Annotated in this window: 29 protein-coding genes; 14 read left to right on the top strand and 15 right to left on the bottom strand. The window is 74.3% G+C overall.

Annotated features, from left to right (window positions below; genetic code table 11):
* Together ACSNN9_RS18670 and ACSNN9_RS18665 are read right to left on the bottom strand one after the other, a co-directional pair.
* On the bottom strand, positions 1–360 hold a 360-nt coding region (locus ACSNN9_RS18670; protein WP_436674648.1), incomplete at its 3' end, for a class I SAM-dependent methyltransferase.
* Positions 361–391: 31 nt separating this feature from the next.
* Positions 392–1,120 (bottom strand): SDR family oxidoreductase, encoded by a 729-nt coding sequence (locus tag ACSNN9_RS18665; protein WP_436674647.1) that lies wholly within the window; start codon positions 1,118–1,120, stop codon positions 392–394.
* Positions 1,121–1,226: 106 nt separating this feature from the next.
* Between ACSNN9_RS18665 and ACSNN9_RS18660 the strand changes: the two genes are divergently transcribed.
* Together ACSNN9_RS18660 and ACSNN9_RS18655 are read left to right on the top strand one after the other, a co-directional pair.
* A complete protein-coding gene (locus tag ACSNN9_RS18660; protein ID WP_436674646.1) occupies positions 1,227–1,688 on the top strand; it encodes a peroxiredoxin in 462 nt (153 codons plus the stop codon).
* Between the two features lie 71 nt (positions 1,689–1,759).
* The gene (locus ACSNN9_RS18655; RefSeq protein ID WP_436674645.1) at positions 1,760–2,452 is read left to right on the top strand and encodes a hypothetical protein; all 693 of its coding nucleotides are present in this window, start codon (positions 1,760–1,762) and stop codon (positions 2,450–2,452) included.
* Between the two features lie 109 nt (positions 2,453–2,561).
* On the opposite strand, the gene cydB is transcribed toward ACSNN9_RS18655, so the two are convergent.
* Both cydB and ACSNN9_RS18645 read right to left on the bottom strand, forming a co-directional pair.
* On the bottom strand, positions 2,562–3,560 hold the full coding sequence (cydB, locus tag ACSNN9_RS18650) for a cytochrome d ubiquinol oxidase subunit II (protein ID WP_436674644.1): 999 nt from the start codon (positions 3,558–3,560) through the stop codon (positions 2,562–2,564).
* A gap of 15 nt (positions 3,561–3,575) precedes the next feature.
* On the bottom strand, positions 3,576–4,991 hold the full coding sequence (locus tag ACSNN9_RS18645; RefSeq protein WP_436674643.1) for a cytochrome ubiquinol oxidase subunit I: 1,416 nt from the start codon (positions 4,989–4,991) through the stop codon (positions 3,576–3,578).
* Positions 4,992–5,176: 185 nt separating this feature from the next.
* Here ACSNN9_RS18645 and ACSNN9_RS18640 point away from each other — a divergent pair, with 185 nt between their 5' ends.
* From ACSNN9_RS18640 to ACSNN9_RS18625, 4 genes are all read left to right on the top strand, one after another.
* The gene (locus ACSNN9_RS18640; protein WP_436674642.1) at positions 5,177–5,956 is read left to right on the top strand and encodes a lysophospholipid acyltransferase family protein; all 780 of its coding nucleotides are present in this window, start codon (positions 5,177–5,179) and stop codon (positions 5,954–5,956) included.
* Positions 5,957–6,122: 166 nt separating this feature from the next.
* Positions 6,123–6,884 carry a glycerophosphodiester phosphodiesterase gene (locus ACSNN9_RS18635; RefSeq protein ID WP_436674641.1) on the top strand — a complete coding sequence of 254 codons (762 nt, stop codon included), beginning with the start codon at positions 6,123–6,125 and terminating at the stop codon, positions 6,882–6,884.
* 18 nt (positions 6,885–6,902) lie between these two features.
* Positions 6,903–8,291: an MFS transporter gene (locus ACSNN9_RS18630; RefSeq protein WP_436674640.1), complete on the top strand. Its 1,389-nt coding sequence runs from the start codon at positions 6,903–6,905 to the stop codon at positions 8,289–8,291.
* Between the two features lie 61 nt (positions 8,292–8,352).
* Complete coding sequence (locus ACSNN9_RS18625; protein WP_436674639.1) at positions 8,353–9,063, top strand: thymidine kinase; 711 nt, start codon at positions 8,353–8,355, stop codon at positions 9,061–9,063.
* Between the two features lie 4 nt (positions 9,064–9,067).
* Here ACSNN9_RS18625 and ACSNN9_RS18620 read toward each other — a convergent pair whose 3' ends face one another.
* The 7 genes from ACSNN9_RS18620 to ACSNN9_RS18590 form a co-directional block, all read right to left on the bottom strand.
* Positions 9,068–9,526, bottom strand: a complete 459-nt coding sequence (locus tag ACSNN9_RS18620) for an Rv0361 family membrane protein (protein WP_357869140.1) — start codon at positions 9,524–9,526, stop codon at positions 9,068–9,070.
* Positions 9,527–9,818: 292 nt separating this feature from the next.
* Positions 9,819–10,817, bottom strand: coding sequence for a tyrosine-type recombinase/integrase (locus ACSNN9_RS18615; RefSeq protein ID WP_436674638.1), 999 nt, complete (start codon positions 10,815–10,817; stop codon positions 9,819–9,821).
* Between the two features lie 47 nt (positions 10,818–10,864).
* Positions 10,865–12,505 carry a ribosomal protection-like ABC-F family protein gene (abc-f, locus tag ACSNN9_RS18610; RefSeq protein ID WP_436674637.1) on the bottom strand — a complete coding sequence of 547 codons (1,641 nt, stop codon included), beginning with the start codon at positions 12,503–12,505 and terminating at the stop codon, positions 10,865–10,867.
* Positions 12,506–12,779: 274 nt separating this feature from the next.
* Positions 12,780–13,211 (bottom strand): Hsp20/alpha crystallin family protein, encoded by a 432-nt coding sequence (locus ACSNN9_RS18605; protein WP_416609717.1) that lies wholly within the window; start codon positions 13,209–13,211, stop codon positions 12,780–12,782.
* Positions 13,212–13,308: 97 nt separating this feature from the next.
* Complete coding sequence (locus ACSNN9_RS18600; protein WP_436674636.1) at positions 13,309–13,794, bottom strand: GNAT family N-acetyltransferase; 486 nt, start codon at positions 13,792–13,794, stop codon at positions 13,309–13,311.
* Positions 13,795–13,860: 66 nt separating this feature from the next.
* On the bottom strand, positions 13,861–14,379 hold the full coding sequence (locus ACSNN9_RS18595) for a DUF2087 domain-containing protein (RefSeq protein ID WP_436674635.1): 519 nt from the start codon (positions 14,377–14,379) through the stop codon (positions 13,861–13,863).
* Positions 14,380–14,459: 80 nt separating this feature from the next.
* Positions 14,460–14,957 carry a MarR family winged helix-turn-helix transcriptional regulator gene (locus ACSNN9_RS18590; RefSeq protein ID WP_436674634.1) on the bottom strand — a complete coding sequence of 166 codons (498 nt, stop codon included), beginning with the start codon at positions 14,955–14,957 and terminating at the stop codon, positions 14,460–14,462.
* A 69-nt stretch (positions 14,958–15,026) separates the two neighbouring features.
* Between ACSNN9_RS18590 and ACSNN9_RS18585 the strand changes: the two genes are divergently transcribed.
* On the top strand, positions 15,027–16,268 hold the full coding sequence (locus tag ACSNN9_RS18585) for an MFS transporter (protein WP_436674633.1): 1,242 nt from the start codon (positions 15,027–15,029) through the stop codon (positions 16,266–16,268).
* A 9-nt stretch (positions 16,269–16,277) separates the two neighbouring features.
* Here ACSNN9_RS18585 and ACSNN9_RS18580 read toward each other — a convergent pair whose 3' ends face one another.
* On the bottom strand, positions 16,278–16,910 hold the full coding sequence (locus tag ACSNN9_RS18580; protein WP_436674632.1) for a response regulator: 633 nt from the start codon (positions 16,908–16,910) through the stop codon (positions 16,278–16,280).
* The gene (locus ACSNN9_RS18575; RefSeq protein ID WP_436674631.1) at positions 16,907–18,112 is read right to left on the bottom strand and encodes a sensor histidine kinase; all 1,206 of its coding nucleotides are present in this window, start codon (positions 18,110–18,112) and stop codon (positions 16,907–16,909) included. Before ACSNN9_RS18575 ends, ACSNN9_RS18580 begins: the two co-directional genes overlap by 4 nt.
* Before the next feature lie 179 nt (positions 18,113–18,291).
* Here ACSNN9_RS18575 and ACSNN9_RS18570 point away from each other — a divergent pair, with 179 nt between their 5' ends.
* The 3 genes from ACSNN9_RS18570 to ACSNN9_RS18560 all read left to right on the top strand — a co-directional run bounded on the left by ACSNN9_RS18570 (position 18,292) and on the right by ACSNN9_RS18560 (position 21,628).
* Positions 18,292–19,353: an ABC transporter permease gene (locus tag ACSNN9_RS18570; RefSeq protein ID WP_436674630.1), complete on the top strand. Its 1,062-nt coding sequence runs from the start codon at positions 18,292–18,294 to the stop codon at positions 19,351–19,353.
* Positions 19,350–20,036 carry an ABC transporter ATP-binding protein gene (locus ACSNN9_RS18565; RefSeq protein ID WP_436674629.1) on the top strand — a complete coding sequence of 229 codons (687 nt, stop codon included), beginning with the start codon at positions 19,350–19,352 and terminating at the stop codon, positions 20,034–20,036. Before ACSNN9_RS18570 ends, ACSNN9_RS18565 begins: the two co-directional genes overlap by 4 nt.
* A 131-nt stretch (positions 20,037–20,167) precedes the next feature.
* On the top strand, positions 20,168–21,628 hold the full coding sequence (locus ACSNN9_RS18560; protein ID WP_436674628.1) for a hypothetical protein: 1,461 nt from the start codon (positions 20,168–20,170) through the stop codon (positions 21,626–21,628).
* Positions 21,629–21,684: 56 nt separating this feature from the next.
* Here the strand turns inward: ACSNN9_RS18560 and ACSNN9_RS18555 are convergent, their stop codons facing one another.
* Positions 21,685–22,449: an MBL fold metallo-hydrolase gene (locus ACSNN9_RS18555; RefSeq protein ID WP_436674627.1), complete on the bottom strand. Its 765-nt coding sequence runs from the start codon at positions 22,447–22,449 to the stop codon at positions 21,685–21,687.
* A 79-nt stretch (positions 22,450–22,528) separates the two neighbouring features.
* Between ACSNN9_RS18555 and ACSNN9_RS18550 the strand changes: the two genes are divergently transcribed.
* Positions 22,529–23,158, top strand: a complete 630-nt coding sequence (locus ACSNN9_RS18550; RefSeq protein WP_436674626.1) for an ABATE domain-containing protein — start codon at positions 22,529–22,531, stop codon at positions 23,156–23,158.
* Positions 23,159–23,331: 173 nt separating this feature from the next.
* Positions 23,332–25,230, top strand: a complete 1,899-nt coding sequence (locus ACSNN9_RS18545; protein ID WP_436674625.1) for an ABC transporter ATP-binding protein — start codon at positions 23,332–23,334, stop codon at positions 25,228–25,230.
* A 153-nt stretch (positions 25,231–25,383) separates the two neighbouring features.
* Here ACSNN9_RS18545 and ACSNN9_RS18540 read toward each other — a convergent pair whose 3' ends face one another.
* Positions 25,384–25,842 carry an endonuclease domain-containing protein gene (locus ACSNN9_RS18540; protein WP_436674624.1) on the bottom strand — a complete coding sequence of 153 codons (459 nt, stop codon included), beginning with the start codon at positions 25,840–25,842 and terminating at the stop codon, positions 25,384–25,386.
* Between the two features lie 359 nt (positions 25,843–26,201).
* On the opposite strand from ACSNN9_RS18540, the gene ACSNN9_RS18535 reads away from it, so the two are divergent.
* Together ACSNN9_RS18535 and ACSNN9_RS18530 are read left to right on the top strand one after the other, a co-directional pair.
* The gene (locus ACSNN9_RS18535) at positions 26,202–26,387 is read left to right on the top strand and encodes a hypothetical protein (protein ID WP_436674623.1); all 186 of its coding nucleotides are present in this window, start codon (positions 26,202–26,204) and stop codon (positions 26,385–26,387) included.
* 30 nt (positions 26,388–26,417) lie between these two features.
* Entirely contained in the window at positions 26,418–26,738 is a 321-nt protein-coding gene (locus ACSNN9_RS18530) for a hypothetical protein (RefSeq protein WP_436674622.1), read from the top strand.
* Positions 26,739–26,958: the final 220 nt, after the last annotated feature.

Below are 26,958 nucleotides of genomic sequence, written 5' to 3'. Positions count from 1 at the left end.
CGCGTCGTGGGCGCGGGGGTTGCGGGTGGCGGGGTCGAGCCAGTGCCAGGCCAGCGCGCAGGCGAGCAGGGGCACGCCGCCGGTGGGTGGTTGCCACTGCTCGAAGGTGGAGGTGACGGCGTGGACCTGGGGGTAGGTGGCGGTGAGTCGGGCGGTCATGCGGGGGTCGGGTTCGACGCAGGTGACGGGCGCGCCGAGGCGCAGCAGCACGGCGGTGCCCTTGCCGGTGCCGGCGCCGATCTCGGTGACCGCGGCGGGGGTGCCGCCGTGGTAGTCGCCGATGAGGTCGGCGAGGGCGGTCGGGTAGTCGGGGCGTACGTCGTCGTAGAGGTCGGCGACGTCGCCGAAGACACCGGTCACGGGTGGCAGCGGGTCCGGGGGCGGTGAGGGGTCAGAGGCCGCCGGCGACGCGCAGGACGGTGCCGGTGGTGTAGGTGGCGTCGGGGCCGAGCAGCCAGGCGATGGCGCCGGCGACCTCGTCGGGTTCGCCGGGGCGGCCCAGGGGGATGCGGGCGGCGGCCCGGTCGGGGCGGTCGGGTTGGCCGGAGAGGGCGTGGATGTCGGTGCGGATGATGCCGGGGGCGACGGCGTTGACGCGGATGCCGCGGGGGGCGAGTTCCTTGGCGAGGCCGGTGGTGAGGGTGTCGGTGGCGGCCTTGACGGCGGCGTAGTGGACGTACTCGCCGGGGCTGCCGAGGGTGGCGGCGACGGAGGAGACGTTGACGATGGCGGCGCCGCGGCTCATGCGGCGGGCGGCCTGCTGGGCGCAGAGGACGTAGCCGATGAGGTTGACGTCGACGACGTGGCGCAGGTCGGCGGGGTCGAGGTCGACGAAGGCGCCGATGGGGCTGGTGACGCCGGCGTTGTTGACCAGGCCGGTGATCGGGCCGAGGGTGGCGGCGGCGTCGAACAGGGCGGTGACCTGGTCGGGGTCGCGGGTGTCGGCGGGGACGGCGAGGCCGCGTACGCCGGTGGCGTCGAGGTCGGCGAGCACGGCGGTGGCGGCGGCGCGGTCGCGGCGGTAGCTGAAGGCGACGTGGTGGCCGGCGTGGGCGAGGCGGCGGGCGGTGGCGGCGCCGATGCCGCGGCTGCCGCCGGTGATGACGGTGACCGGTTTCAATGTGTCTCTCCCCTGTGGTGGCTGCGGGGCCGACGCTACCGGGGTCGGTTCGTCGGTCGGGGCATAGGCTCGGGCGCGTCGGTGGACGGTGACGTGGAGGTGCGCGGTGGCGGGTGTGGGGGTCGGGGACGTGGTGGCGGACTTCGAGTTGCCCGACGAGACGGGTACGCCGCGGCGGCTGTCGGAGCTGCTGGCCAGCGGGCCGGTGGTGTTGTTCTTCTATCCGGCGGCGATGACGCGGGGGTGCACGGCGGAGAGCTGCCACTTCCGGGACCTGGCCGCGGAGTTCGCGGCGGTGGGCGCGACCCGGGTGGGGATCAGCCGGGATCCGGTGGCGAAGCAGGCGGAGTTCTCCCGGCGGCACAAATTCGACTATCCGTTGCTGTCGGATGCCGATGGCGTGGTGGCGGACCTGTTCGGGGTGCGGCGGCGGCTGCCGTTGGGCGCGCTGAGCACGCGGCGGATGACGTTCGTGATCGGCACCGACCGGCGGGTGGTCGAGGTGATCCACAGTGAGCTGAACATGAACGACCACGCGGACGCGGCGTTGCGGGCGCTGGGGGGTTGATCTTCCGCTTGTCGGGCCGGGCTGGTATCAAGGCAGGCATCTGAACAGGTGTACGAGGGAAGAGGTTGCTGATGGGTGCCGCTGGCCAGGGTTTGTCCACTGACGAGGTGCAGAGCATCCGGGAGGCGCTGGCGGCGGGCCGCAAGCCGAAGGTGGTGTTCACCGCCTCGGCCGGTCAGATAGCCGGGCAGGTGGGTCAGGTGGTGGAGCTGACCGACCCGGCGGTCTCGGACGAGTTCGTGGTGGTCCGGTTCGGTCGCGACGAGTTGCCCTTCTCCCCCGCCGACGTGGCGGTGGCGCCGCGGGGCGCGGGGCGCAAGGCGGCGGAGCCGCAGCCGCAGCCGGAGCCGCAGGAGCAGGTGGAGGCGGCGCCGGCGGAGCCGGAGTTCGTGCTGGACCGGGTGCCGCAGCAGCGGCGGGAGGAGCCGAAGGTGGAGACGGTGGAGGCGAAGCCGGCGGCGCGGCGGCCGGTGAAGGCGGTGAAGCCGAAGGGCCCGGCGGGGCTGACGGTGACGCTGGCGTACGCCGACGGCGAGTGGACGGTCGCGGCGCAGCAGGGCAGCAAGTCGCTGGCGAAGCCGTACGTGGTGAAGCCGGCGGAGGCGCTGCGGATGGTGGCGCTGGTCGACGTGCCGGGCGTGCACGAGGCGGTGGAGCAGATCATGGCCGCCGAGCGGGCCGAGGCGGAGCAGCAGGCGGAGAAGCTGCGCGCGGAGCTGGCGGAGATCGAGGCGCGTCTGGCGGAGCTGCGCGAGGCGCGCTGACGTCGGGGCGGGGTGCGGCCACGGGGCCGACGCGGCAGGGGTGTCGCGTCGGCCCCGTGGCCGGTGCGGGTGGCGGCGGCGGGGCCCGCGGCCACCCGGCGGGGGCGGGTCAGTGTCGCGGGATGTGGGCCACGCCGATGCGCTTGCGGAACACCCAGTACGTCCAGCCCTGGTAGGCCAGCACGATCGGGGTGAAGACCACCGCCACCCACGTCATGATCTTCAGGGTGTAGGGGGTGGAGGCGGCGTTGGTGGCGGTCAGCGTGCCGGCGGCGTCCGCGGTGGAGGGCAGCACGTTCGGGAACAGCGCCGCGAACAGCGTCGCCACGGCCAGCGCGATCGCCACGGCGGTGCCGGTGAACGCCCAGCCCTCGCGGCGGGCGCGGGCGGCGGCGAGGCCGCCGAGCAGCGCCAGGGCCGCGCCGACGGCGAACACGACGGCGGCGGTGCTGGAGCGGATGCTCAGCGTCCAGGTCAGGAAAGCCACCGCGAGGGCGGCGGCGGCCACGCCCAGGCGCACCGCGAGCGCGCCGGCGCGCTCGCGTACCTCGCCGACGGTCTTGAGGGCGATGAAGACGGCGCCATGGGTGAGGAACAGGGCCGCGGTGGTCGCGCCGCCGAGCAGGGCGTACGGGTTGAGCAGGTCGAGCAGTCCGCCGACGTACTCGTGTTCGGCGTCGAGCGGCACGCCGCGCAGGATGTTGGCGAACGCGACGCCCCACAGCACGGCGGGCACGACGGAGCCGACGAAGATGGCGGTGTCCCAGCGGCGCTTCCAGGACGCCTCGGGGCGCTTGTGGCGGTATTCGAAGGCGACGCCGCGGATGATCAGGGCCAGCAGGATCAGCAGCAGCGGCAGGTAGAAGCCGGAGAAGAGGGTGGCGTACCACTCGGGGAAGGCGGCGAACATGGCGCCGCCGGCGGTGATTAGCCAGACCTCGTTGCCGTCCCAGACGGGGCCGATGGTGTTGATCAGGACGCGGCGTTCCCGGTCGTCGCGGCCGAGTACGGGCAGCAGCATGCCGACGCCGAAGTCGAATCCCTCGAGGATGAAGTACCCGGTGAACAGGACCGCGACGAGCAGGAACCAGATGGTGGTGAGTTCCACGGTTGTCTCCGGTGGTCAGTAGGCGAACGCGAGCGGGCGCTCGGCGTCGTCGTGGCTGTCGTCGATCTCGGGGTTCGGGGTGAGGTCGGGCACGCCGGCCTTGGCGTAGCGCAGCAGCAGCTTGACCTCGACGACGGCGAGGGCGGCGTAGATGAGGGTGAAGGCGGTGAACGAGGTGAGCACCTCGGTCAGTGAGACGCTGCGGGAGACGCCGTCGCGGGTGAGCATCTCGCCGAAGACGATCCACGGCTGGCGGCCCATCTCGGTGAAGATCCAGCCGAAGGAGTTCGCGGCCAGTGGCAGCAGGGGCATGACCAGGCCGGCGCGCAGCAGCCACTTGCTGGTGGGGGTGCGGCCCTTGCGTTGGCTCCAGAGCACGAGCAGGGCGATGGCGGCGGCGGCCATCCCGAAGCCGATCATGAAGCGGAAGCTCCAGTAGGTGACCGGGATGATCGGGGTGTAGCTGCCGGCGCCGTACTGGGCGGCGTACTGGGCCTGCAGGTCGTTGATGCCGTGCACGGTGCCGTTCGGGTCGCCGGTGCCCAGCCAGGACAGCAGGTGCGGGATCTTGAGGGCGAACAGTTCGCGGCTGCCGTCGAGGCTGCCGACGGTGAGTACGGAGAACGAGGCGGGGCTCTCGGTGGTGTAGAGGCCCTCGGCGGCGGCCATCTTCATCGGTTGCACCTGGGTCATGATCTTGCCCTGGATGTCGCCGGTGATGGCGACGGCGGCGGCGGAGACGAGGGTGACCCAGGAGCCGAACTTCGCGGCGAAGCGGTAGGCGGGGGTGTCGGCGGAGTCGCGGTTGCGTACCAGGTGCCACATGGCGACGGCGACCAGCAGCGAGCCGGCCACCAGGAACGCGCCGGCGATGGTGTGCGGGAAGGTGATCATGGCGACCTTGTTGGTCAGCACGGCCACGAAGTCGGTGAGTTCGGCGCGCCCGGTGTCGGGGTTGACGCGGTAGCCGACCGGGTTCTGCATGAAGGAGTTCGCCGCGAGGATGAAGTACGCGCTGAGGTTGCTGCCGATCGCGGCGGCCCAGATGCTGGCCAGGTGCAGCCGCTTGGGCAGCCGGTCCCAGCCGAAGATCCACAGGCCGATGAAGGTCGACTCCAGGAAGAACGCGACCAGCGCCTCGATCGCCAGGGGGGCGCCGAAGATGTCGCCGACGAAGCGGGAGTAGTCGCTCCAGTTCATGCCGAACTGGAACTCCTGCACGATGCCGGTCACCACGCCCATGGCGAAGTTGATCAGGAAGAGCTTGCCGTAGAACTTGGTGAGCTTCAGGTACTTCTCGTCGCCGGTGCGGTGCCACAGCGTCTGGAGGATCGCCACCAGCACGGACAGGCCGATGGTCAGCGGTACGAAGAGAAAGTGGTAGACGGTGGTGACACCGAACTGCCAGCGGGCGACGTCCAACGCGTCCACCAGGAACCCCCAGGCTGTGCATACTACGAGACGTAGTAAATACTACTGCGCGTCGTAGGAATCGCGGCAGGGGCGGGGGTCCCGAAGCTGCCCGGGACCAATGACCCTGATCACCTCTGCCGGACGGCCCGGCGACCGGGCCCGCGCCGCGCGCGCCGGCGGCCGCGTGCGACCATTGCGCGCTGATGGACACCACCCGCCCGACCTGGCAGCCGCCGCTGATCTGGCGCGCCGCGCAGGTGTTCGCCCGCGTCGTCGTCGCGCTCCTGGCCCGCCTGGAGGTCAGCGGCGACGTGCCCGAGGCGCTGCGCCGGGGCCCGCTGATCCTGGCCGCCAACCACATCAGCCCGTTCGACCCCGTCGTGCTCGCCGCCGCCTGCCGGTCCCGGGGCGTCGCCCCCCGGATCATGGCCACCGGCGGGCTGTTCCGCACCCCCGTCATCGGCGCCGCGATGCGCCGTGCCGGGCACCTGCGCGTCGACCGGGGCACCGCCGCCGTCGGCCGCGCCCTCGACGACGCCGCGGCGGCGGTCTCCGGCGGCTCCGTGATCCTGGTCTACCCGGAGGGCCGCATCGGCCTGGACCCCGGCATGTGGCCCGAACGCGGCAAGACCGGCACCGCCCGCCTCGCCCTCGCCTGCGGCGCCCCCGTGATCCCGGTCGCCCAGTGGGGCTCGCACGAGGTGGTGCCCTACCGCGCCCCGAAGGGGCTGCTGCGCGGCGTGGCCCGCGCGCTGTGGCGCCGCCCGGTGCTGCGCGTGCACTTCGGCGCGCCCGTCGACCTGGCCGACCTCACCCAGGGCACGCCGGGCGCCGCGCGGCGGGCCACCGACCGGATCATCGACGCCGTCACCGACGCCCTCGTGCCGCTGCGCCCCGACGAACCGGAGCGCCCCCGGCACGTCGACCCCGGCCGCCCGACCGACACCAGCCGCTCGCACCGCCGCCACCGCCCGCCCGACTGACCGGCCGGCGGCGACTCCTCGGCGCCGTTCGGCTGAGGGCGTCCCCGCCCCGCCCGGACACCTCCCCCGCACCGCAGCGCGACATGATCGCCACCGTCCGGCATGCGCCGGTCGCGCGCCACCGGGCGGCCACCGGGCGGTCACCGGGGCCGGGCATACTCCCCGCGTGACCCACGCCTACCTCGACGGCCCCGCACCGCTGGCGTTCGCCCACCGGGGTGGCGCCGCCGAGGGCGACGAGAACACCGCAGCGGCGTTCGCCCGGGCGATCGGGCTCGGCTACCGCTACGTCGAGACCGACGTGCACGGCACCGCCGACGGCGTCGCGGTGGTCTTCCACGACGCCACGCTGGCCCGGGTCACCGGCGAGCCGGGGCGCATCGCCGACCTGCGCTGGGCCGACCTGGCCTCGGTACGCGTCGGCGGCGCCGCCGTGGTCCCCCGCCTCGACGAGGTCCTCGACGCCTGGCCGCAGGTGCGGTTCAACATCGACGTCAAGGCCGACGGCGGCGTCGAGCCGACCGTGGCCACCGTCTCGCGCGTCAAGGCCGGCCACCGGGTGCTGCTGGCCTCGTTCAGCGACGCCCGGCTGGCCCGGCTGCGCGCCCTCACCCAGGGCCGCGTCGCCAGCAGCCTCGGCATGCGCGGGGTGGCCCGGCTGCGGATGGCGTCGCTGACCGGTCGGGCGCTGCGGCTGCCCCCGTCGGTGGTCGCCGCGCAGGTGCCGGTGCGCTACGGGCGGGTGCGCGTGGTGGACCGCCGGTTCCTGCGTCACGCCCACCGACTCGGACTGCACGTGCACGTCTGGACGATCGACGAACCTGCCGAGATGCACGAGTTACTTGATCTTGGGGTGGATGGCATCATGACCGATCACGTCGGCGTGCTGCGCGACGTCTACCGCAGCCGCGGCCACTGGGCCGCCTGACCCGTTCGAAGGACCCCGATGGCCGAGACCGTCACCCCCGCGGTGGACGACACCCCCTCCCCGGCGAGCACCCGGCGCGAACGCAGCGGCTGGTACTTCTACGACTGGGCGATGTCCGCCTTCTCCACCACCGTCATTACCGTCTTCCTCGGCCCGTTCCTGACCACCGTCACCGAACTCGCCGCCGGCTGCGAACTCGGCGCCGACACCTGCAACGGGTACGTGTACCCGCTGGGCATCAAGGTCGCCGCCGGGTCGTACTTCCCGTACCTGGTGTCGCTGTCGGTGTTCCTCACCGTGTTCGCGCTGCCGGTCGTGGGCGCCATCGCCGACCGCTCGGCGCACAAGAAGCGGCTGCTCGCCGTCGCCGCCTTCACCGGAGCCGGCGCGACCGTCGGCATGCTCTTCGTCACCGGCGACCGGTACCTGCTCGGCGGGGCGCTGTTCATGGTCGCCAACATCGCCTTCGGCGCCGGTGTCGTGGTCTACAACTCGTTCCTGCCGCAGCTCGGTGGTCCCGACGACCGCGACGGCATCTCCAGCCGCGGCTGGGCGCTGGGCTACCTCGGCGGCGGCCTGCTGCTGGCGCTCAACCTCGTCGCGGTCAGCATGCTCGGCGAGGAGGGCAACCACCAGCGCACCCTCGATTTGGCCCGCTGGTCGATCGTCTCCGCCGGTGTGTGGTGGGCGGTGTTCACCCTGGTCCCGCTGCGCTGGCTGCGCGAGCACCCCACCGCCGCCGCGCTGTCCGGCGGCAACCCGGTCACCGACGGGTTCCGGCAGCTCGGCCGCACCCTGCGCGAGATCAAGGCGTACCCGCTGACGCTGTTCTTCCTGCTCGCGTTCCTGGTCTACAACGACGGCATCCAGACCGTCATCGCCCTGGCCAGCCAGTACGGCACCGAGGAGCTGAAGCTCGGGCAGAGCACCCTGATCGTCACCATCCTGCTGGTGCAGTTCCTCGCCTTCGGCGGCGCGCTGCTGCTCGGCGCCCTCGCCAAGCGCATCGGCGCCTGGAAGACCGTGCTGATCAGCCTGGTGCTGTGGACCGGGGTGATCCTCGGCGCGTTCCGGCTGCCCGCCGAGGCGCCGGTGCCGTTCATGGTCCTCGGCGCCGCCATCGGCCTGGTGCTCGGCGGCAGCCAGGCGTTGAGCCGGTCGCTGTTCAGCCAGCTCATCCCCGCCGGCAAGGAGGGCGAGTACTACGGCTTCTACGAGATCAGCGACAAGGGCACCAGCTGGCTCGGCCCGCTGGCCTTCGGCATCGTGTTCCAGCTCACCAACTCCTACCGGGTGGGCCTGGTCTCCCTGCTGATCTTCTTCGTCGTCGGATTCCTGCTGCTGCTGGCCGTGCCGATCCGCCGGGCGATCGTCGCCGCCGGCAACACCCCGCCCCGGGTGCTCTGAGGCGCGCCCGTCCGCGCCGCCGACCGGATCAGGCGACGTCGATCGGCTAGGCTGCCCGACCGTGACCGACCACGCCGCCCCGACCTGCCTGGCGCGCCCGCCGCTGGGCCCCGACGACTCCCCCGCCGGGTGCGCCGCGGCGCGGGGCGTGGACGGGCGCCCGCTGCACGCGGCGGCGTTGAAGTTCTTCTGGGGGCCGATGGACTGCGGCAAGTCCACGATGGCGTTGCAGATGAACCACAACCACTCCCGGCAGGGCCGCCGCGGCCTGGTCACCACCCGCATCGACCGCTCGCTCGGCCCGCAGGTCACCACCCGCATCGGCCTCGCGCACGAGGCCGTCGAGGTCACCGACGAGCTGGACCTGCGTGCCCTCGTGCGCGACACCTGGGCCGAGGGCGTCCGCGTCGACTACCTGATCTGCGACGAGGCGTCGTTCTACAACCTGGAGCACATCGAGCAGATGGCCGAGCTGGTCGACAGCTACGACGTCGACGTGTACGCCTTCGGGCTGGCCACCGACTTCCGCTCGTGTCTGTTCCCGGCCGCGCAGCGGCTGTTCGAACTGGCCGACGAGGTGGCCCGCATCCAGGTCGAGGTGCTCTGCTGGTGCGGCCGGGAAGGGCTGCTCAACGCCCGGGTGGTCGACGGCCGGGTGGTCCGCGAGGGCCTGCAGGTCGTCATCGGCGACACCGTGGACAGCGCCGACGTGCGCTACCAGGTGCTCTGCCGCCGGCACTACCGCGCGGGCGAACTCGGCCCCCGCCGCTGAGGCGTCAGTACGGGTCGCCGCACACCCGCCAGTCCCCGTCCTCGCGCACCACCGACAGCTTCCGCTCCTCGGTGAGGCCGCTGTCACGGGTCAGCCGCACCGTGACCGTGCCGCTCGGACGGCCACCCCGGGTCGCCACCGACACGTCGACGATCTCGTAGCCGTTGACCACCGGCGGGGTGCGCAGCCAGCTGGTGAACCCGATCGGGCTCCACCGGCTGCGCGCGTCGGCGCAGAGCCGGTCGTACGCGCCGTCGGTGTCGCCCGCCGCCACCGACCGCAGGAACCCGTCGGCGGTCTCCCGCACCGGGCCGCTGGCCTGCGTGACCACCTGCACGTTCCAGGCGCCCAGCCCGGCCACCCCGACGCAGCACAGCAGCACGGTCACGCCCGCGAACACCAACCCGGTACGCACCGGGCGGCGTCGACGGGCCGGCCGGCTCCACGGCTGCTCAGCGCCCACCCGTCGACCGTAGAGAACCGGCGGGCCCGCCCGCAGGAAAGTCGGCTCCGTCGCTCGTCGCGCGCGCCGCCCGGCCGGGTCGGGGGCGGCGCCGCCCAGCACCCGGACCGGTCCCGGTCACGGCTCGATGAGCCCGGGTGGCGTAGCGGGTCAGTTCCAGAGCATCGGCGCGCTGAGCCGCGCGCTGGTCCACGCCGATCCGTAGGCCGTACGCGGCGTCCCGCACGCCATGGCACCGCGCCGGGCGCGAGGGCCCGGGCCTGACGCGGTGGTCAGGACGGGTCCCCGCGCCTCAGCCGCGGCGGCGGGCGCGGGCCGCCCAGATGGCGTACGCGGGATCGCGGTCGAGGTTGTGCCGGTCCCGGTCGTAGCGGCGGGTGGTGCGCGGGTCGGCGTGGCCCATCGCGTCCTGCACGTCCTCCAGGGGCACGCCCTCGGCGCGGGCGGTGGTGGCGAACGCGTGCCGCAACGAGTGCGGCGACAGCCTCGCCCACGCCGGGATGCCGGCCGTGCGGGCCAGCCGGCGCACCAGCCGGAACATCGCGTGCCGGTCCAGCCGGGCCCCGCTGGCGGTGACCAGCAGCGGGCCGGTCAGCTCGTGCACCGCCACACCCTGCGCGGCGGCCCGCTGGGCCAGGTACGCGTCGACGGCGTACGCGGTGCCGGGGGTCAGGGCGCGGCGGCGTGACTTGCCGCCCTTGCCGACGAACCGGACGCTGCGGTGACCCCGCTCGGCGCCGAGGTCGGCCAGGTCGAGCGAGACCAGCTCCCCCACGCGCAGCCCGAGGTCGGCCAGCAGCGCGATCGCGGCCCGGTTGCGGGCGGCGGTCGGCCCGGTGTCGGCCTCGGCGGCGGCGAGCAGCGCGTCGACCTCCGCGGGGGTGAGGCCCACGGTGGCGGAGTGGTCCCGGTCGATGCGGGGGCGGTCGGCGCCGGCGACCGGGTTGACCTCGACCGCGCGCAGCTTGACCAGGAAGTCGTACCAGCTGGACAGGGCGGAGAGCCGGCGGGCGACGGTGGCCGGGGTCAGCGGCTTGCCGGTGCGTACGCCGAGCGTGGCCTCCAGCGCCCGGGCGTACTCGTTGACGTGCAGGAAGTTCGCCTGCAACGGATCCAGTTCGCGGGCGGCGCACCAGGCGAGCCAGCCGGCGACGTCGCGGCGGTACGCGTCGCGGGTGTGGTCGGACAGCCGCCGGTTGCGCAGCCAGGCCTCGGTGAAGTCGACGGGCCCCCCGGGCAGGGCCAGCGGAAGGGGCCGGCTCGGCCGCGCCGGAGCGTTCGGGGAGAGCATGCGGGAAAGGTTCTCAGCTTCGGCTCGGGAACGGGAGGAGGCGCGCCCTACGCGATCGTGGCCACCGACGGCTCCTCGACGATCCGCCGGTCGGCCAGGCGCCAGCGCCGGTGCACACCGACCGCCTCGGCGAACCAGGCGTCGTGGCTGACCATTACCAGGGTGCCCCGGAACTGCCGCAGCGCCTCCTCCACCACGTCGAGGGCGTCGAAGTCGAGGTAGTTCGTCGGCTCGTCGAGCAGCAGGACCCGCGCCGGGCTGTTCACCAGCACCGCGAGCAGCAACCGGCGCAGCTCACCGGCGGAGAGCACGCGCAGCGGCGCGCCCCACTGCTCCGGGCCGAACAGGTGGGCGTCGAGCAGCCGTTCGGCGTCGTCGGCGTACACCGGCACCCGGGAGCGGAAGAAGTCGCGGACGGTGACGTCCGTACGCAGCGCGTCGTGGGTCTGCGGCAGCACGGCGACCTGCTCGGCGGCGACGACCTCGCCTCCGGCGGGTGCGTCCTCGGCGGCGAGGGCCCGCAGCAGGGTGGTCTTGCCGGCGCCGTTCGGGCCGGTGAGCAGGATCCGGTCGCCGGCGCGGACGCTCAGGTCGACGCGGTCGAGCAGCACCCGCCCGGCGGCGCGCAGCGTCAGGCCCCGCACCCTGAGCACCTCCTCCCGCTCGCCGGTGGCCTCCTGCGGGAACGCCAGCGTCAGCGGCGGCCGGGTGCGGGGCTCGGCGAGCCAGCGGATCGAGTCCATCTGCCGGCGCAGCCGCCGCTCGCGGGCCTTGGCCTTCTTCGCCACCTTCTTGGCGTAGCGGCGCTGCCGGTCGGCGCCGAGGCCGCCGCGCACGGACTCCTCGACCCCGCGGGCCTGCTCCTTGGTGCGGTCGATGTCGGCCAGCCAGCGCCGGTGGTCCTTCTGCTGTGCCTCGTGGTCCAGCAGCAGCCGCTGCCAGCGGCGGGTCTTCTCCGCCCGGTAGTCGCGGTAGCCGCCGGTGTAGGTCTGCGGCGCCTCGTGGATGCCGTCCAGCTCGACGATGCGGGTCACCGTGCGGTCCAGGAACGCCCGGTCGTGGCTGACCACCAGCACCGCGCCGGCGAAGGCCGCCAGCCAGTCGCCGAGCCAGGCGATGCCGTCGGCGTCGAGGTGGTTGGTCGGCTCGTCGAGCACCAGCAGGTCGGGGGTGTGCAGCAGCACGCGGGCGAGGGTGAGTCGGGCCTGCTCGCCGCCGCTGACCCGACGCAGCGGGGTGTCGTCGGGCAGGTGGTCGACGTCGAGGCGCTGGCGGACCTCCGTCAGCCGGGCCTGCGCCCGCCAGCCGTCCAGCGCCGCCCACCGCTCCTGCGCGTCGCCGTACTCGGCGAGCACCGTGCCGTCGCCGTCGGCCATCCGCCGTTCGAGCTCGCGCAGCCGCGTGGCCAGGGGGTGCAGGTCGCCGAGGCCGGCGGCGAGGAACTGCCCGACGGTGGCGTCCGGGTCCGGCACCTGCTGGGCGAAGTAGCCGATCCGCGCGCCGGGGGCCAGGGCGACGTGCCCGCCCGACGGCGCTTCCTCGCCGGTGAGCACCCGCAGCAGGGTGGACTTGCCCACCCCGTTCGGGCCGACGAGGCCGACCCGGTCGCCGGCGTTCAGGACGAGCTCGACGTCGGTGAACAGCGGCTCGGCGTCGTAGTGCTTGCTGACGGACACGACCTTCAACACGGGTGATCCTCCGCGGGACGACGGGCGGGGCCGTCGACGCCCGGGTGGGCGGACGGCCGGAACCGGCGGCGGCGGGGCGCTGCCCTGCCGCGTCCTGCGGGATCACATCGTCCGGTCTGCTCCTGACGGCTCGGCTGCGCGGATCGCCGTCGAGTCTGGCACGGGCCCGCCGGCCCCACCACCGGTTTACCGCAGAGGGCTCCGGCCGCGCTTCCGTGCGGGGACGCGACGGGGGCGGGCGGCCGCACCGGCCGTCCCGCCCCCGTGCGCCGGGTCAGGCGTTGATCTCCTTGCGGCCGTTGCCGTTGGCGGTGGCCGTGACGGTGACCCGGCGGGGCTTGGCCCGCTCCGCGACGGGAATCCGCAAGGTCAGCACGCCGTTGTCGTAGCCGGCCTCGAGCTTGTCGGTGTCGAGGGTGTCGCCGAGGAAGAGTCGGCGGGTGAAGGTGCCCATCGGGCGTTCGGCGGCGACGAGTTCGACGTTGTCGCCGGCCGGCCGGCGGCGCTCGGCGCGCACCGTCAGCACGTTGCGCTCGACGGTGCAGTCGATGCTGTCCGGGTCGACGCCGGGCAGGTCGAACGCCGCGTAGAACCAGTCGCCGTCGCGGTAGGCGTCCAGGGGCATGACCGCGGGGCGCGCGGCGGTGCCGAAGAACTGCTCGGTGATCCGGTCGATCTCACGGAACGGGTCGGTACGCATCAGCATGGTCCTGCCTCCTCGGTTCTCCTGGCCGAAGGTCCTTCGAGTTGAGCCGGGGCGACTCAACTTCCTCCTCTGTATTTAGCGCGTTCCCGCCGCGTCGTCAACTCAGGACCTTCTCCAACCAGTGCTGGGCGTAGGGGCCGGTGTTGTACGCCGGGATCTCCCGATAGCCGTGCCGGGCGTACAGGGCGCGGGCCTCGACGAGGTCGCTGCGGGTGTCCAGCCGGATCCGGTCGGCCCCGGCGGCGCGGGCCCGCTCCTCGACGGCGGCGAGCAGGGCCGCCCCGCCGCCGTGGCCGCGGTGCGCGGGGCGCACGTACACCCGGGTCAGCTCCGCCCAGCCCGGCCGGTACCGCAGCCCGGCGCAGCCGGCCGGGCGACCGTCGCGGTGCGCGACCAGGAGGATCCCGGTGGGCGGGGCCAGGTCGTCGCTCGGATCGTCGGCCATCGCCGCCGCGACCTCGCCCGGCCTGACCGGGCGGTCGTGGTAGCGGCGGACGATCTCCTCGTAGTACGCCTCGAGCAGGGCCGCCGCCTCGGGCCGGTCGGGACCAGTCGGCACCGTCGTCCAGTCTGTCGCGCTCACGCGTCGATCCTCGCGGGCGGGTCAACGCGATATCCGCCGGGGCGAGGGCGGCCCCGACGCGGCCCGTCAGTCGCCGATGCGCCAGTAGACGCCCTGCTCCCGGGCCAGCAACTGCTCGTCGACCAGGTACCGGCGCAGCGCCACGTGGTCGGAGCCGCCGCCCTCGCACCAGCGCCGCAGCACCTCGTCCACCTGCCGCTCCGGATAGCGCACCCCCGGCTCGAAGGACCTCGCCACGTGCGCCAGCACCACCCGCCGCCGGCCGCGCTGTGCCGGCAGGCCGGTCAGCGTCTCGTCGCGCACGAAGGTGCGCAGCACGCGGTCCGTGGGGTCGTCGGCCGGGCGGGGCGCCGGCGGCGTGCGGGCCGCCTCGCGCAGCCGGTCGGCATCCACCCGCAGGTCGCCGTCGCCGCCGGTCACCAGGCCCGCGTCGACGAGCCGGCGGATCGCGGTCAGCACCTGCCGCGCCGGCAGGCCCGTCCGCTCGACCACCGCCGGGGCGTCGGCGTCACCCAGGACGATCGCCGCGAAGACCTGCCGCCGTACGTCGTCGGCGAGCGCTCCCGCCAGAGCCTGCGCTGTCATGCGGCCACCCTGCCAGCCGGCGTACGTGGGCCGCACCCCATTTCCGCCGGAATAGGCGCACCCCCGCGAGCCCGGTGGGCCTACTCGCCGACCGCCTCGGCGCGCAGCACCACCCGGCGCAGCAGGTCGGACAGCTGCCGCCGCTCGTGCGGGGCGAGCGCCGCCAGCAGCCGGTGCTCCTCGGCGCCCCGCACGTCCATGGCCCCGTGCCAGGCGGCCTGTCCCGCCTCGGTCAGCTCCACGTCGACGCGTCGCCGGTCGGTGGTGGACGGGATCCGGCGCACGAAGCCGCGCCGCAGCAGCGCGTCGACCCGGGCGGTGACGGAGGCGGGCGCCATCGCCAGGTCGCGGGCCAGGTCCGAGGGGGCCGCCCGCCCCCCTCGCCCGGCCAGGGCGTGCAGGGTGTCGTACTCGTGGCCGTGCAGGTCGAGGCCGACCAGGGTCCGCTCCTTGACCTCGCGCAGGTGGCGGGTGAGGAACTGGATCCTGGTCACCGCCCCTTCGACCTCGGGATCGAGCGTCGGCAGGATCGGCAGCCAACGCTCGACGTGCCGGTCGACGTGGTCGCGGTCGCTCATGCCTCCCAGCCTATGCCGGCATCGAACTATTCGTTGTCGAAAGGTTTGGTGTCGAAGTACATTGCCCGGGTGACCCATCCCCTGCGCGTGCCCGCGTTCCGGCTGCTCTTCCTCGGCCGTACCGTCTCCGCCGTCGGCGACGCCGTCGTGCCCGCCGCCCTCGCCTTGGCCGTGCTCCGGGCGACCGGCTCCACCGGCGCCCTCGCCCTCGTGCTGGCCTGCGCGTTGGTGCCCCGCCTGCTCCTGCTGCCCCTAGGCGGCGTGCTCGCCGACCGCCTCGACGCCCGCCGCGTCGCGATCCTCGCCGACCTCGTACGCTGCCTCGCGCAACTCGCCGTCGGCGTCGAACTCCTCGGCGACGCGTCGCTCGGCGTGATCGCGGTGGCCGCCGCGCTCGGCGGCGCCGCCAGCGCGTTCGGCCTGCCCACCGGCTCGCCCCTGGTCGCCGGCACGGTCGAGCCGGCCCAGCGGCAACAGGCCAACGCCCTGATGGGCGTCACCGCCAACGCCAGCCGCCTCGCCGGCCCCGCCCTCGCCGGGGCCCTGGTCTGGGCCGCCGGCCCCGGCTGGGCGTTCGTCCTCGACGCGGCGACGTTCGCGCTCAGCGCGCTGCTGCTCGCGGTCGTCCGGGTCCGTCACGTCCCGATGCCCAGGCGGAGCATCGTCACCGACCTCGCACACGGCTGGCGGGAGGTCCGCAGCCACGACTGGTTCTGGGCCAGCCTGATCGGCCACGGCGTGTGGAACGGCGCCGCCGCCGTCCTGATGACCCTCGGCCCGGCGGTCGCCGTGGGTCGCCTCGGCGGCGAGGGCGTGTGGGTGCTGATGCTCCAGGCCGGCGCCGTCGGCATGCTCGCCGGCTCGCTGCTCGCCGCCCGGATCCGCCCCCGCCGGCCGGTGCTGACGGCCAACCTCGGGCTGGCCAGCTACGCCGCGCCGCTGGCCCTGCTCGCCGTCGCCGCGCCCGCCCCGCTGGTCGTCACCGCCTACGGCGTCGCGCTGACCGCCATCGGCTACCTCAACCCGGTGTGGGAGACCGTCGTGCAGGGGCAGTTCCCGCCGCACGTCCTGGCCCGGGTCACCTCGTACGACTGGCTGGTCTCCCTCGGCGCGATGCCGCTGGGTTACGCCCTCGCGCCGATGGCCGCCCGGGCCTGGGGCGAGTCCGCGCCGCTGCTCACGGCGGGCGCTCTGGTCCTCGTCGCCTGCGCCGGCACCGCCGCCGTGCCCGGCGTGCGGCGGCTGACCTCGCCGCCGGTGCCACGCGGCGACGAGGCGGGCCGCCGCGCGGCGAGCGCGGCGAGCGCCTGACCGGCCACGTCACGGACGGATCAGCCCGCGGGCCCTGGCGGCGGCGACGGCAGCGGTACGGGAATCGACGCCGAGCTTGCCGTAGACGTGCACCAGGTGCGTCTTGACCGTGGCCGGGCTGAGGTGCAGCCGCCGGCTGATCTGCTGGTTGGACAGGCCGTCGGCGACGAGCTGGAGGACCTCGGTCTCGCGACGGCTCAACGCGGTGCCCGGGGCCCGCAACCGGCCCATCAGGCGACGGGCGACGACCGGGGCGAGGGCGGAGCGGCCGGCGGCCGCGGCGCGCACCGCCGCGGCGAGTTCCTCGGGCGGGGCGTCCTTGAGCAGGTAACCGATCGCGCCGGCCTCCACGGCGGCGAGGATGTCGGCATCGTTGTCGTAGGTGGTCAGCACCAGCACGACCGGGCCGTCGGGGCGGGCGTTGATGGCGGCGGTGGCGTCGGCGCCGTGCATCCCCGCGCCGAACCGCAGGTCCATGAGCACCACGTCGACCTCGTCCCGTTCGGCCAGCGCGACGGCCCGCTCGGCGGTGGCGGCCTCGGCGACCACCTCGAAATCGGGCTCGGTGGCGAGGACGGCGCGCAGCCCGGCACGCACGACCGGGTGGTCGTCGGCCAGCAACAACCGGATCCGGCCGTTCATCCGCCCGCCGCCGTCGCCTCGCCCACGGACGCGAAGCTCACGGCCAGCCTGACGCCGCGACCGGGCGTCGACTCCACGGCCAGGGTGCCGCCGAGCTCCTCGGCCCGGGCCCGCATCGCGGCCAGCCCGAACCCCCCGTCGCCGCCCGGCCGGCTGACGGCCTCGCCCACGTCGAAGCCCGACCCGTCGTCGACCACGTCGAGGACGACACCGGAGTCGCAGTACCGCAGCGTCACGTCGGCGCGGGTCGCCCCGGCGTGGCGCACGGTGTTGGCCAACGCGGACTGGGCGATCCGCAGCAGCGCCACCTCGTGGCCGGTCGGCAGGCGCACCGCCGTCCCGTCGAGACGCAGGCGTACGGCCAGCCCGGACGCGGCGGCGGTGGCGGCGCACAGCCGTCGCAGCGCCGCCGGCAGCGAGGCGCCGTCGAGGCCGGGCGGGGCCAGGGCGCGGACGAACCGTCGGGCCTCGAGGAGGTTGTCCTGCGCCGTGCGGCGGGCCTGCTCGACGTGGCCGGCCGCCACGTCCAGGTGGTCCGGAAGGGCCCGCTGCGCGGCCCGCAGCAGCAACTGGATGCTCGACAACCCCTGGGCGAGGGTGTCGTGGATCTCGCGGGCCAGGCGTTCGCGTTCGGCGAGGACACCGGCGGCGCGCTCGGCGGCGGCCAGCTCGGCGCGGGTGGCGGTCAACTGCTCGATCAACCGCTGGCGGCGCTCGCTCTCCCGGTACAACGCCTGGTAGCCGAGCACCGTGCCCACCGCGACCGCCGCGCCGATGCCCGGACCGAGCACCGCGCCCGGCGTGATCGTCTGCTGGTGGCCGGCGACACCGGCGACCGCCACCGCGGTCGTCGCCGCCACCGCGAGGGTCCCCCAGCGGGTGGGCAGCAGGTGCAGGTGCAGCAGGAACAGCGGGAACGCGAACCACACGCCGTCCGGGGTCAGGGCCAGCAGCGCCAGCCACCCGGCCGTCAGCACCGCCAGCCACGCCACCGCGGCGCGGCGGGAGCGGCGCACCAGCGGCAGCGCCGCCCCGACGGCGTAGACGACGGCCAGCGTCACCGACGCGGCGAGCACGGCGGCCCGCTGCGGCCCCTGCCCGGTGACGGCACGTACGGCGGCGACCGCGAGGAGGACTGCGACCAGCAGGTGCACGCAGACGCGCAGCACCCGCAGCGGCCGAGCGAGCGATTCCGGGTTCACGATCTCTCCAGGCTAGGACGCCGACGGCCACCGCCATCAACCAAAAGGTTGATCCCGCCGTACGCGGTTCGACGTCCCGAACCCGATCGGCGGCGCGATGGCCACGGCCGCGATCCGGGCGACGGTTGGTGCCGGGGGGCCACCGCGGCCCTCCCCCGACCGGGAAGGCTGATGCGATCGTGTTCGTCGCCTGGAGAGATCTGCGGTTCGCCAAGGGCCGGTTCGCCCTGATGGGAACGGTCGTCACGCTCATGACGCTGCTGGTGGTCCTGCTGTCCGGGCTGACGGCCGGCCTGGGGCGGGGCAGCACCTCGGCCATCGCCGACCTGCCCGCCGACCACCTGGTGTTCTCCGCCCCGACCGGCGGGCAGAAGCTCTCGTTCACCGAGTCGACCGTCAGCCGGGAGCAGTGGCGGCGCTGGCGGGCCGTGCCCGGGGTGACCGGCGCCGCGCCGCTCGGAATCGCCACCACCAGGGTCGGCGCGGGCGACCGCGCCGCCGCGCTGTCCGTGTTCGGCGTCCCGCCCGGGTCGGGCCTGGCGCCCGACACCCTCGCCGCCGGTCGGGCCGTGTTGTCCCGGGGAGCGGCCGACGCGCTGGACGCCCGGCCCGGGCAGACCGTGTCCGTCGGCGGACGCCGGCTGACCGTCGCCGCGGTGACCGGCGACGCCTCCCACAGCCACACCCCGGTGATCTGGACCGACCTGGACGACTGGCAGTACCTGGCCCCCGGCGCCGACGCGACGGTGGTCGCGCTGACGACCACGCGCGAGGCCGACCTGGCCGCCGCCGACCGGCAGCTGGGCACCCGTACGGTCACCCGATCGGCGGCGCTGTCCGCGATCGGCTCCCACACGGCCGAGAACGGGTCGCTGCAACTCATGCGCGGGATGCTGTTCGCGATCTCCGCCCTGGTCGTCGGCGCGTTCTTCACCGTGTGGACCATCCAACGCGCGCCCGACGTCGCCGTGCTGAAGGCGCTCGGCGCCACCACCGGCCACCTGCTGCGCGACGCCCTCGGGCAGGCCCTGGTGCTGCTGCTCGCCGGCACGGCCGCCGGCACCGCGCTCGCGGTCGCGCTCGGCGCCGTGGCGGCCGGCGCGGTGCCGTTCGCGCTCACCGCCGGATCCGTGCTGGTCCCGGCCGCCGTGACGATCGCGCTCGGCGCGTCCGGCGCCGCCCTGTCCATCCGCCGCATCACCTCCGTCGACCCGCTGATCGCCCTGGGGAGCGCCCGATGAGCCTCGACCTCGCCGACGTCACGCTGACCTACCCCGACGGCGACGCCCGACTGACCGCGCTGGACCGGGTCAGCCTGCGCGTGCCGGCGGGCACCGTCACCGCCGTCATCGGTCCCTCCGGCTCCGGCAAGTCGAGCCTGCTGGCGGTGGCCGCCACGCTGATCACCCCCGATTCGGGCACGGTGGTCGTCGCCGGCACCGACACCACGGGGCTGGGCCGCCGGCGCGCGACCGCGCTGCGGCGGGAGAAGATCGGAATCGTCTTCCAACAGCCCAACCTCATCGCCTCGCTGACCGCCGCCGAACAGTTGCAGGTGATCGCCCACCTCGCCGGCGGTCCCCGCCGCGCCGGGCGCGCCCGCGCCGCCGAGCTGCTGGCGGCGGTGGGGCTCACCGCGCAGGCCGCCCGTCGCCCGCACCAGCTCTCCGGCGGGCAGCGGCAGCGGGTCAACATCGCCCGCGCCCTGATGAACGACCCGGCGGTCCTGCTGGTCGACGAGCCCACCAGCGCGCTGGACCACGAGCGTGGCGCGGCGATCGTCGAGCTGGTCACCGACCTCACCCGGCAGCGCGGCACCGCCACCGTCCTGGTCACCCACGACCGGGAGCACCTGCACCGCGTCGACGCGGTCGCCGAGATGGTCGACGGCCGGCTGCGCCTGCCGGCCCCGGCCCCGGCCTGAACACGCGTAGGCGGCCGCGCGACGTCGCGGCCGTGGGCGGCCACGCGTCGCGCCGGAGGGCCGGCGCTGCGCGGCGCCGCCCGGTGCGGCAGAGTGACACCGTTGGCGGCAGGCGAGGAAGGGCGGTGCGCGTGGAGGGTCCGACGGGGGTGGTGTTCCCGAAGACCGACGCGGGACGCAGCACGTCCGCGCTCGGGCGGGCGGTCGTCGCCGACGCCCTGCGTGCCGTCGACCCGGTCGGCGCGCGCTCGGCCGAACACGAGACGAACTGGCGCCACGGTTACCTCGGGCACTTCCGACGGCTCGTCGAGGCGGGGCTGCTCTCGCGCGAGGCCGCGGTGACGATCGCCCGCGACGGGCTCGCCTCGCTGCACCGCCGGATGGTCGTGGTCCGCGCCGACGGCACCGAGACCGGCCTCGGCGACGTGTTCGCCACGCCCACCGGGGCCGCGCCGCTCTCGACGGCGACGGTCAGCGGCACCGGCGAGGTCGACCGGGAGCTGTCCCTGCCGTACCGGGGCCGGCGCCTGCGCGGCGACGACCTGCGCCGCCGGCTCGACGCATGGGTGAGCGCCGGCGTCGTCGAGCCGTCCTGCGCCGACGCCGTACGCGCCGTCATGGCCAACCCGGACTGGCTCGACCTGCGCGACCAGCGCGTCGTGGTGCTCGGCGCGGGCGCGGAGATGGGCCCGCTGCCGTCGGTGCTGCGCTGGGGCGGCGACGTCGTCGCGGTCGACCTGCCACGCCCGGAGATCTGGCGGCGCCTGCTGCACACGACGCGCCGCTCCGGCGGCCGGCTCCACCTGCCCGTCCCCGCCGGCACCGCCCCCGACGACGGGGCGTTGGCCGCCCGCGCGGGCGCCGACCTGCTGCACAACCTTACGCAGGTGGCCGACTGGCTGCTCGGCGTCGACGGCCGGCTCGTGCTGGGCAACTACGTCTACGCCGACGGCGCGACCAACGTCCGGGTCGCCACGGCGGTCGACGCGCTCACGCTGCGGTTGCAGGACCACCGCGACGACGTGGCGCTCGCCTTCCTGGCCACCCCCACCGACGTCTTCGCCGTGCCCGGCGACGCGGTGCGCCACGCCGAACGCGGCTACGCGGCGCGCGGCGTCGTCCGCCGGTCGCTGCGGGTCGCCTCCGGCGGCAGGCTCCTGCACCGCAACTACCCACCGGGCGTCGACCCGGGCGTCAACGACAGCCTCGTCCCCCAGCAGGGCCCCAACTACGCACTGGCGAAACGCCTACAACGGTGGCGGGCGACGGTGGCCCGGGACGCGGGGGCGACCGTGTCGTTCACCGTCGCCCCGCCCACCCGGACCCGCTCGGTGCTGCGCAACCGGGCGCTGGCCGCCGCGTACGCCGGTGCGCACCGCTTCGGCATCGAGGTGTTCGACCCGGCGACCAGCAACACGCTGATGGCCGCGCTCCTGGTGCACGACCTGCGCACGGGCGGCCCGGCACTGCCGCACCCGTGGCAGGACGAGGCGTACGCGGCGGCGCACGGCGGGCTGTGGCGGGTGCCGTACGCCCCGCGCAGCGCCCTGGGCCTCGCCGTCCTGCTCGGGCTCGGCGGCGCGCGGGCCTGACCCACGCCCCGGGCCGCCCTTCAGCCAGCGCTCCCGGTCTCCTCGTCGGCGACCGCTCAGCTCAGCTGGAGGCGGTCGGCCAGGCCGGCCCGGGTGAAGGCGTCGACCACGTCGTCGCGCCCCTCGGTGAAGTGGGCCCAGCTGTCCACGTGCACGGGGACGACCCGGCGCGCGCCCAGGATCCGGGCGGCCTCGGCGGCCTGTGCGCTGTCGAGGGTGAGCAGCGCGCCGTCGAACATGGGCGTACGGACGGCCCCGGCGAACAGCACGGCGGTGTCGACCGGTCCGAAGCGGTCGGCGATCTGCCGGACCAGTTCCAGCGAGGCGTTGTCGCCGCTGACGTAGACGGTGGGCAGGTCGGCGGCGGTCAGGACGAACCCGACGACCTCGCCGGTGAGCGGCTCGCAGCCCTGCGGACCGTGTCGTGCGGGCACTCCCGTCACGGTCACGGTGCCGCCGCCGGGGCGGTCCACCTCGACGGACTCCCAGGGCGTCAGGCCCCGGGCGGTGCCGCCGAGGCGACCCGCCCCGCTGACAGTCGTGACGGTGAGGGGGACGTCGGCCAGCAGGGCGCGACCGGCGTGGTCGAGGTTGTCGGGGTGCTCGTCGTGGGAGAGCAGCACCACGTCGACGGGGCCGAGCCCGGCCGCGGTGGCGGAGGCGGGGGCCGTCTTGGTGAGGACCATGCCGGGACCCAGGGGGTAGTCGCCGGGCGCGTCGAAGGTCGGGTCGGTCAGGAACCTGAGCCCGCCGTACTCGATGAGGGCGGTCGGGCCGCCGAAGACGCGGACGGGGACGGTCGTCGTACTGGTATCGGTCATCGCGGTTTCCTCACGGCCAGGGGCTTGTTTTTCCGTGAGGAACCGTAATCGACTCTCACGGATAAATGCAAGCTGTACCATGAGAGGTGTGACGGAGTCCGCGACCACCGAGGCCACCGGCCCCGCCCCGCCGCCGCTGGTGCCGGCGCCGGGAGCCGAGCAGCACGTCGCGCTGGACTTCGCCAACAGCGCCCTGACCCTGCCCGGCGGCCAGTCCCTCGACCTCCTCGCCACCCCCGAGGCCGCCGCTCGATGGCTGGCCGAGCGCCACCTCGCCCCGCCCGGGACCGACCTGCGGGAGGTGTGCGCGCGGCGGCTGCGCGCGCTGCGCGAGCAGGTCCGAGCCCTGATCGCCTCCCGCATCGACGGGCGAGCCGCCCCGTCCCCCGCGCTGGGCGCGCTCAACGACGCGCTGACCACCGCTCCCGCCGCCAGCCTGCTGCGCTGGGACCAGACCCGCGGCCTGCACCGCGTCCCCGCACACCCCGTCACGCAGCTCGTCGACCACGCCATGGCGGTCCTGGCCGCCGACGCCGCCGACCTGCTCACCGGCCCCCACGCCGAACGCCTCGCCGCCTGCGGCTCCGCGCCCTGCACCCGCTACCTGCTGCGCACCCACGCCCGCCGGCACTGGTGCTCGATCCGCTGCGGCGATCGCGCCCGCGCGGCCCGCGCCTACGCCCGGCGCACCCGCACCCAGACGCCCTGACCCCGGCGGCCCTCCGGTAGGCCCCCGCCGAGAAATGGAAAGGCGACCCCGCGCGACGTCGCCTAGCCTCGCGAGGAAGACCAGCAGACCCGACACGAAGAGGAGAACGAGCATGAGGACGTCCGGCGGCTCCCCCGGGTTCCTGTCCGTCTCCACCGCCGGAAAGGCACTTCGTGCTGCGTCTGTTCGAAAACCCTGTTGACCCCTTCCCGACCGGCGACGACCGCACCCCCGCCGCCGGCGTCCGGCGGTTCCTCCTGGAGGAACTCCGGCCGCTGCGCCCCGTCGCGGCGGCGGCCGTCGCCACCACGATCCTGTGCGCCGCGATCGAGGTGTGGCTCATCGGATACGCCGCACGCCTGGTCGACACGCTCGCCTCCGCAAGCCCGGTCCGGCTCTGGGCCGACCACGGCGCGGAACTGCTCACCGTCGCCGTGTTCGTGCTGGTGTTCAGGCCGCTGATCCACCTGGTCGGTGAGGCGCTGGACGACATCGCGTTCCGGGCCAACGCCCGGCCGCTCGCCCGCTGGCGGGCACACCGGTACGTGTCGCGGCAGTCCGTCGGCTGGTTCCGCGACGACCTCGCCGGGCGCCTGGCCACCCAGGTCCGCGACGGTGGCGACGCCGCCAGCACCGCCGCGTACGCGGTCGTCCACACGCTGGTCTTCGTGACCGCCTACATCGCCGGCTCGGTGTGGCTGATGTCCACGATCGACGTGCGGCTGCTGCTCCCGCTGGGCGCCTGGATCCTGGCGTACGCGATGCTCATGCGGTGGGTGGTGCCGCGCTACCGGCGCGCGGCGGAGCGCCTGCAGGACGCGGAGTCCGCGCTGACCGGGCTGCTCGTCGACGCGTACGGCAACGTCGACACGCTCGCGTTGCTCGGCGGCCGGGACGCCCGCACCGCGCACGACCGCCGGGTGTTCGCGCTGTCGAGGCGCGCACACCTGGACCTGCAGCGGGTCGAGGTGACCATCAACGGCACCATGATGGCGCTCAGCAGCGCGCTGCTCGTCGGACTCGTCGGCTACGGGATCGCGCTCTGGCGTACCGGGGCCGCGCCCCTGGGTCTGGTCGCGGCCGCGCTCGCGCTCAGCTTCCGGATCACCGCGATGGCGGAATGGCTGCTGGACGCCGTGTCGTCGCTGTTCGGATCCGTCGGCGTGCTCCGGCGGGCCCTGCGGACCGTCGCGCAACCGCTCGCGGTAGCGGACAAGCCCGGGGCGGCTGAGCTGCGGGTACGGGGTGGGGCCATCAGCTTCTCGCAGGTCAGCCACCACTACGGCCGGGGCGGCGGCGGGCTCGACCGGCTGAGCCTCGACGTCGCCGCCGGTGAGCGCGTCGGGATCGTCGGCCGATCCGGTGCGGGCAAGTCCACGCTGGTCGGCCTGCTGCTGCGGTTCCACGACGCGGAGTCCGGCACGATCACGATCGACGGCATCGACATCACGGAGGTGACCCAGGAGAGCCTGCGCGGCCAGATCGCCGTGGTCGCCCAGGAGGGCACGCTGCTGCACCGCTCGGTCCGGGAGAACATCGCCGGCCCCGGCGACGCCGACGACACCCGGATCGAGGCAGCGGTACGCCGGGCCTCCGCCGACCGGTTCGTCGCCGCGCTGAGGGACGCCGACGGCCGGACCGGACTGGACGCCCACGTCGGCGAACGCGGCGTACGCCTCTCCGGCGGCCAGCGGCAGCGGATCGCGCTGGCCCGGGCGTTCCACCGGGACGCGCCGATCCTGGTCCTGGACGAGGCCACCTCCGCGCTCGACTCCGAGGCGGAGGCGGCCATCCACGACACGCTCAGCGAGGTGATGACCGGCCGTACCGTGATCGCGATCGCCCACCGGCTCTCCACCATCGCCCACCTGGACCGGATCGTGGTCCTCGACGCCGGCCGCATCGCCGAACAGGGCACCCACGCCGAGTTGCTGGAACGCGGCGGGCTCTACGCGGAGCTGTGGTCGCGGCAGTCCGGCGGATTCCTCGGCACGGCCACGGACCAGGACGTCGCGCAGGCGCGCGTCCCGGCTCCTGCCGCTGCGGGCCCGGAAGACGCTGACCGCGGCTGACAACCCGGCCGTCGGCCCTCATTCATCCTCATGGTCCAGGATGGATCTCCACGGGCCGGATGAACTCGTCACCGGCGGCCGGGACCCACCGCCCTACGGCAGGTTTCCGGCGTATTCCGGTCGGCCCCCACCTCGATCGCCCTCGGTGCCGGATCACGCTTCCGTCGCGGGTCTCGATTCCAGCACGAGCGGTGCGTCCTCCCGTGCGAGGAGGTAGCGGGCGGCCGCCATGAGCGCCTCGGGCGAGTCCTGAAACGCGCCGAGGCCGATGTTGCACTCACCGCAGAGCAGACCGCGTACTTGCCGGGAGTTGTGGCAATGGTCGACGACGAGGCGAAACGGCTCAGAGTTTGATGTCCCGTCAAGTCGTGGTCGGCCTCTGGACCTGACCTTCAATTCGCTCTCATGCTTACCGCAGATCGCGCACCGGTAGTCCTGAGCCACACGCCGCGCGTCGTAGTCCTGCGGCCTGATCCGATAGAAGGACCAGAGGTTGTCGGCTCGGATCTTGTCCGGATTGGCCCTGCGGTTCTTGTGGACGTTGGCGCGGGCGTACTCGCGGCACGAGGCGCACGAGACCAACTCGCGGCCGGCCTTCATGAAGCTCTCCAACGGTCGGGTCTTCTCGCATCGACGGCACACTTTGGACACGCAACAACAATACTCCATATTGTCGTTACACAAGAACAGTCATTATGGTGTGTGGGCGATTCGCCCGGTTCGTCCGTACTGATTTTCGTATTTCTATTACCGGTAATCCGTTAATTGCCGACGACCTCGCCCTCGACCGCGCCCGGCATGACGTCACGAGAGTCGATCTCAGCGGTGTGGAGCTGAGCAGGGTGTCGCTTACCGGCCTCCGCTGGTCGATGGCAAGTGGGTGGCCATCAGACGAGTGGCAAGCTCAGGCTCTGCTGGACTTGCGGGACCTCGGCGACGGAACGTACGAGATACAGGACGGCACCACGAACATGACGACCACCCAGACCCGTACCGCCACCGCCCCGGTCACCATCGCCGTCCGCCTCCAGGTCAGCGACACCGACGCCGCCGACCAGCCCTGCGTCAGCGAGGTGATCGTCACCGGCTGGCCCGTCGCCCCGGGCCTGGCCGTGCATGTCACCGTCGACGACGGTCAGCGCCTCGACGGCCGCTAAGGCCTCGTGCACCTGCCCAGCGGTCTGGCCGTGGCGCAGCGACTGTGCGCCCGCCACGTCGACGAGGCCGCCGCCGCGGCGATCGCCACCGGCATCGACTGGACCGACGACGCCGCGCAGATCCTCGCCGACACCCGCGTCATCCCGCTGCGCCCGAGCGACGCCCCGTGGGCCTGGTGCGGCTACGACGACTCCTGCCGCCGCGAGGCGTACCCGCGCCCCGACTCCGTTCTGCACGGCCCCACCAGCCGAGAACGCCGCGCGGGCGGCCCCACCGCCTACCAAGCCCGGGGCCGCCCGCCACCCCACCCAGTTCACAACGAACCAGAGGAGCACCCACATCGCGCCTGATCCCGGAGAGCCGACCTACCTCGGCGTCGCGTACGCCAGCACCCACGAGCCGCGCAGCCAGTACGGCCCGCGACGACATCGGCCACTGAGGGCCGGCGGAGCGCATTCAGGGTCGGCAGATTGGGGCGGCGGCGCCGGAGGGCCCTCGACCCCACGTACGCGGCGGCCCGACCCGCGGTCCCCGCAGGGGCCGACAGGCCGGGCCGCGGGGGGGGGGGGG

It is taken from the genome of Micromonospora sp. URMC 107 (assembly GCF_051386315.1).
Taxonomy (GTDB): Bacteria; Actinomycetota; Actinomycetes; order Mycobacteriales; family Micromonosporaceae; genus Micromonospora.
The sequence above is the reverse complement of the archived record's forward strand: the minus strand, read 5'-3'. Positions and strand labels throughout refer to the sequence as shown.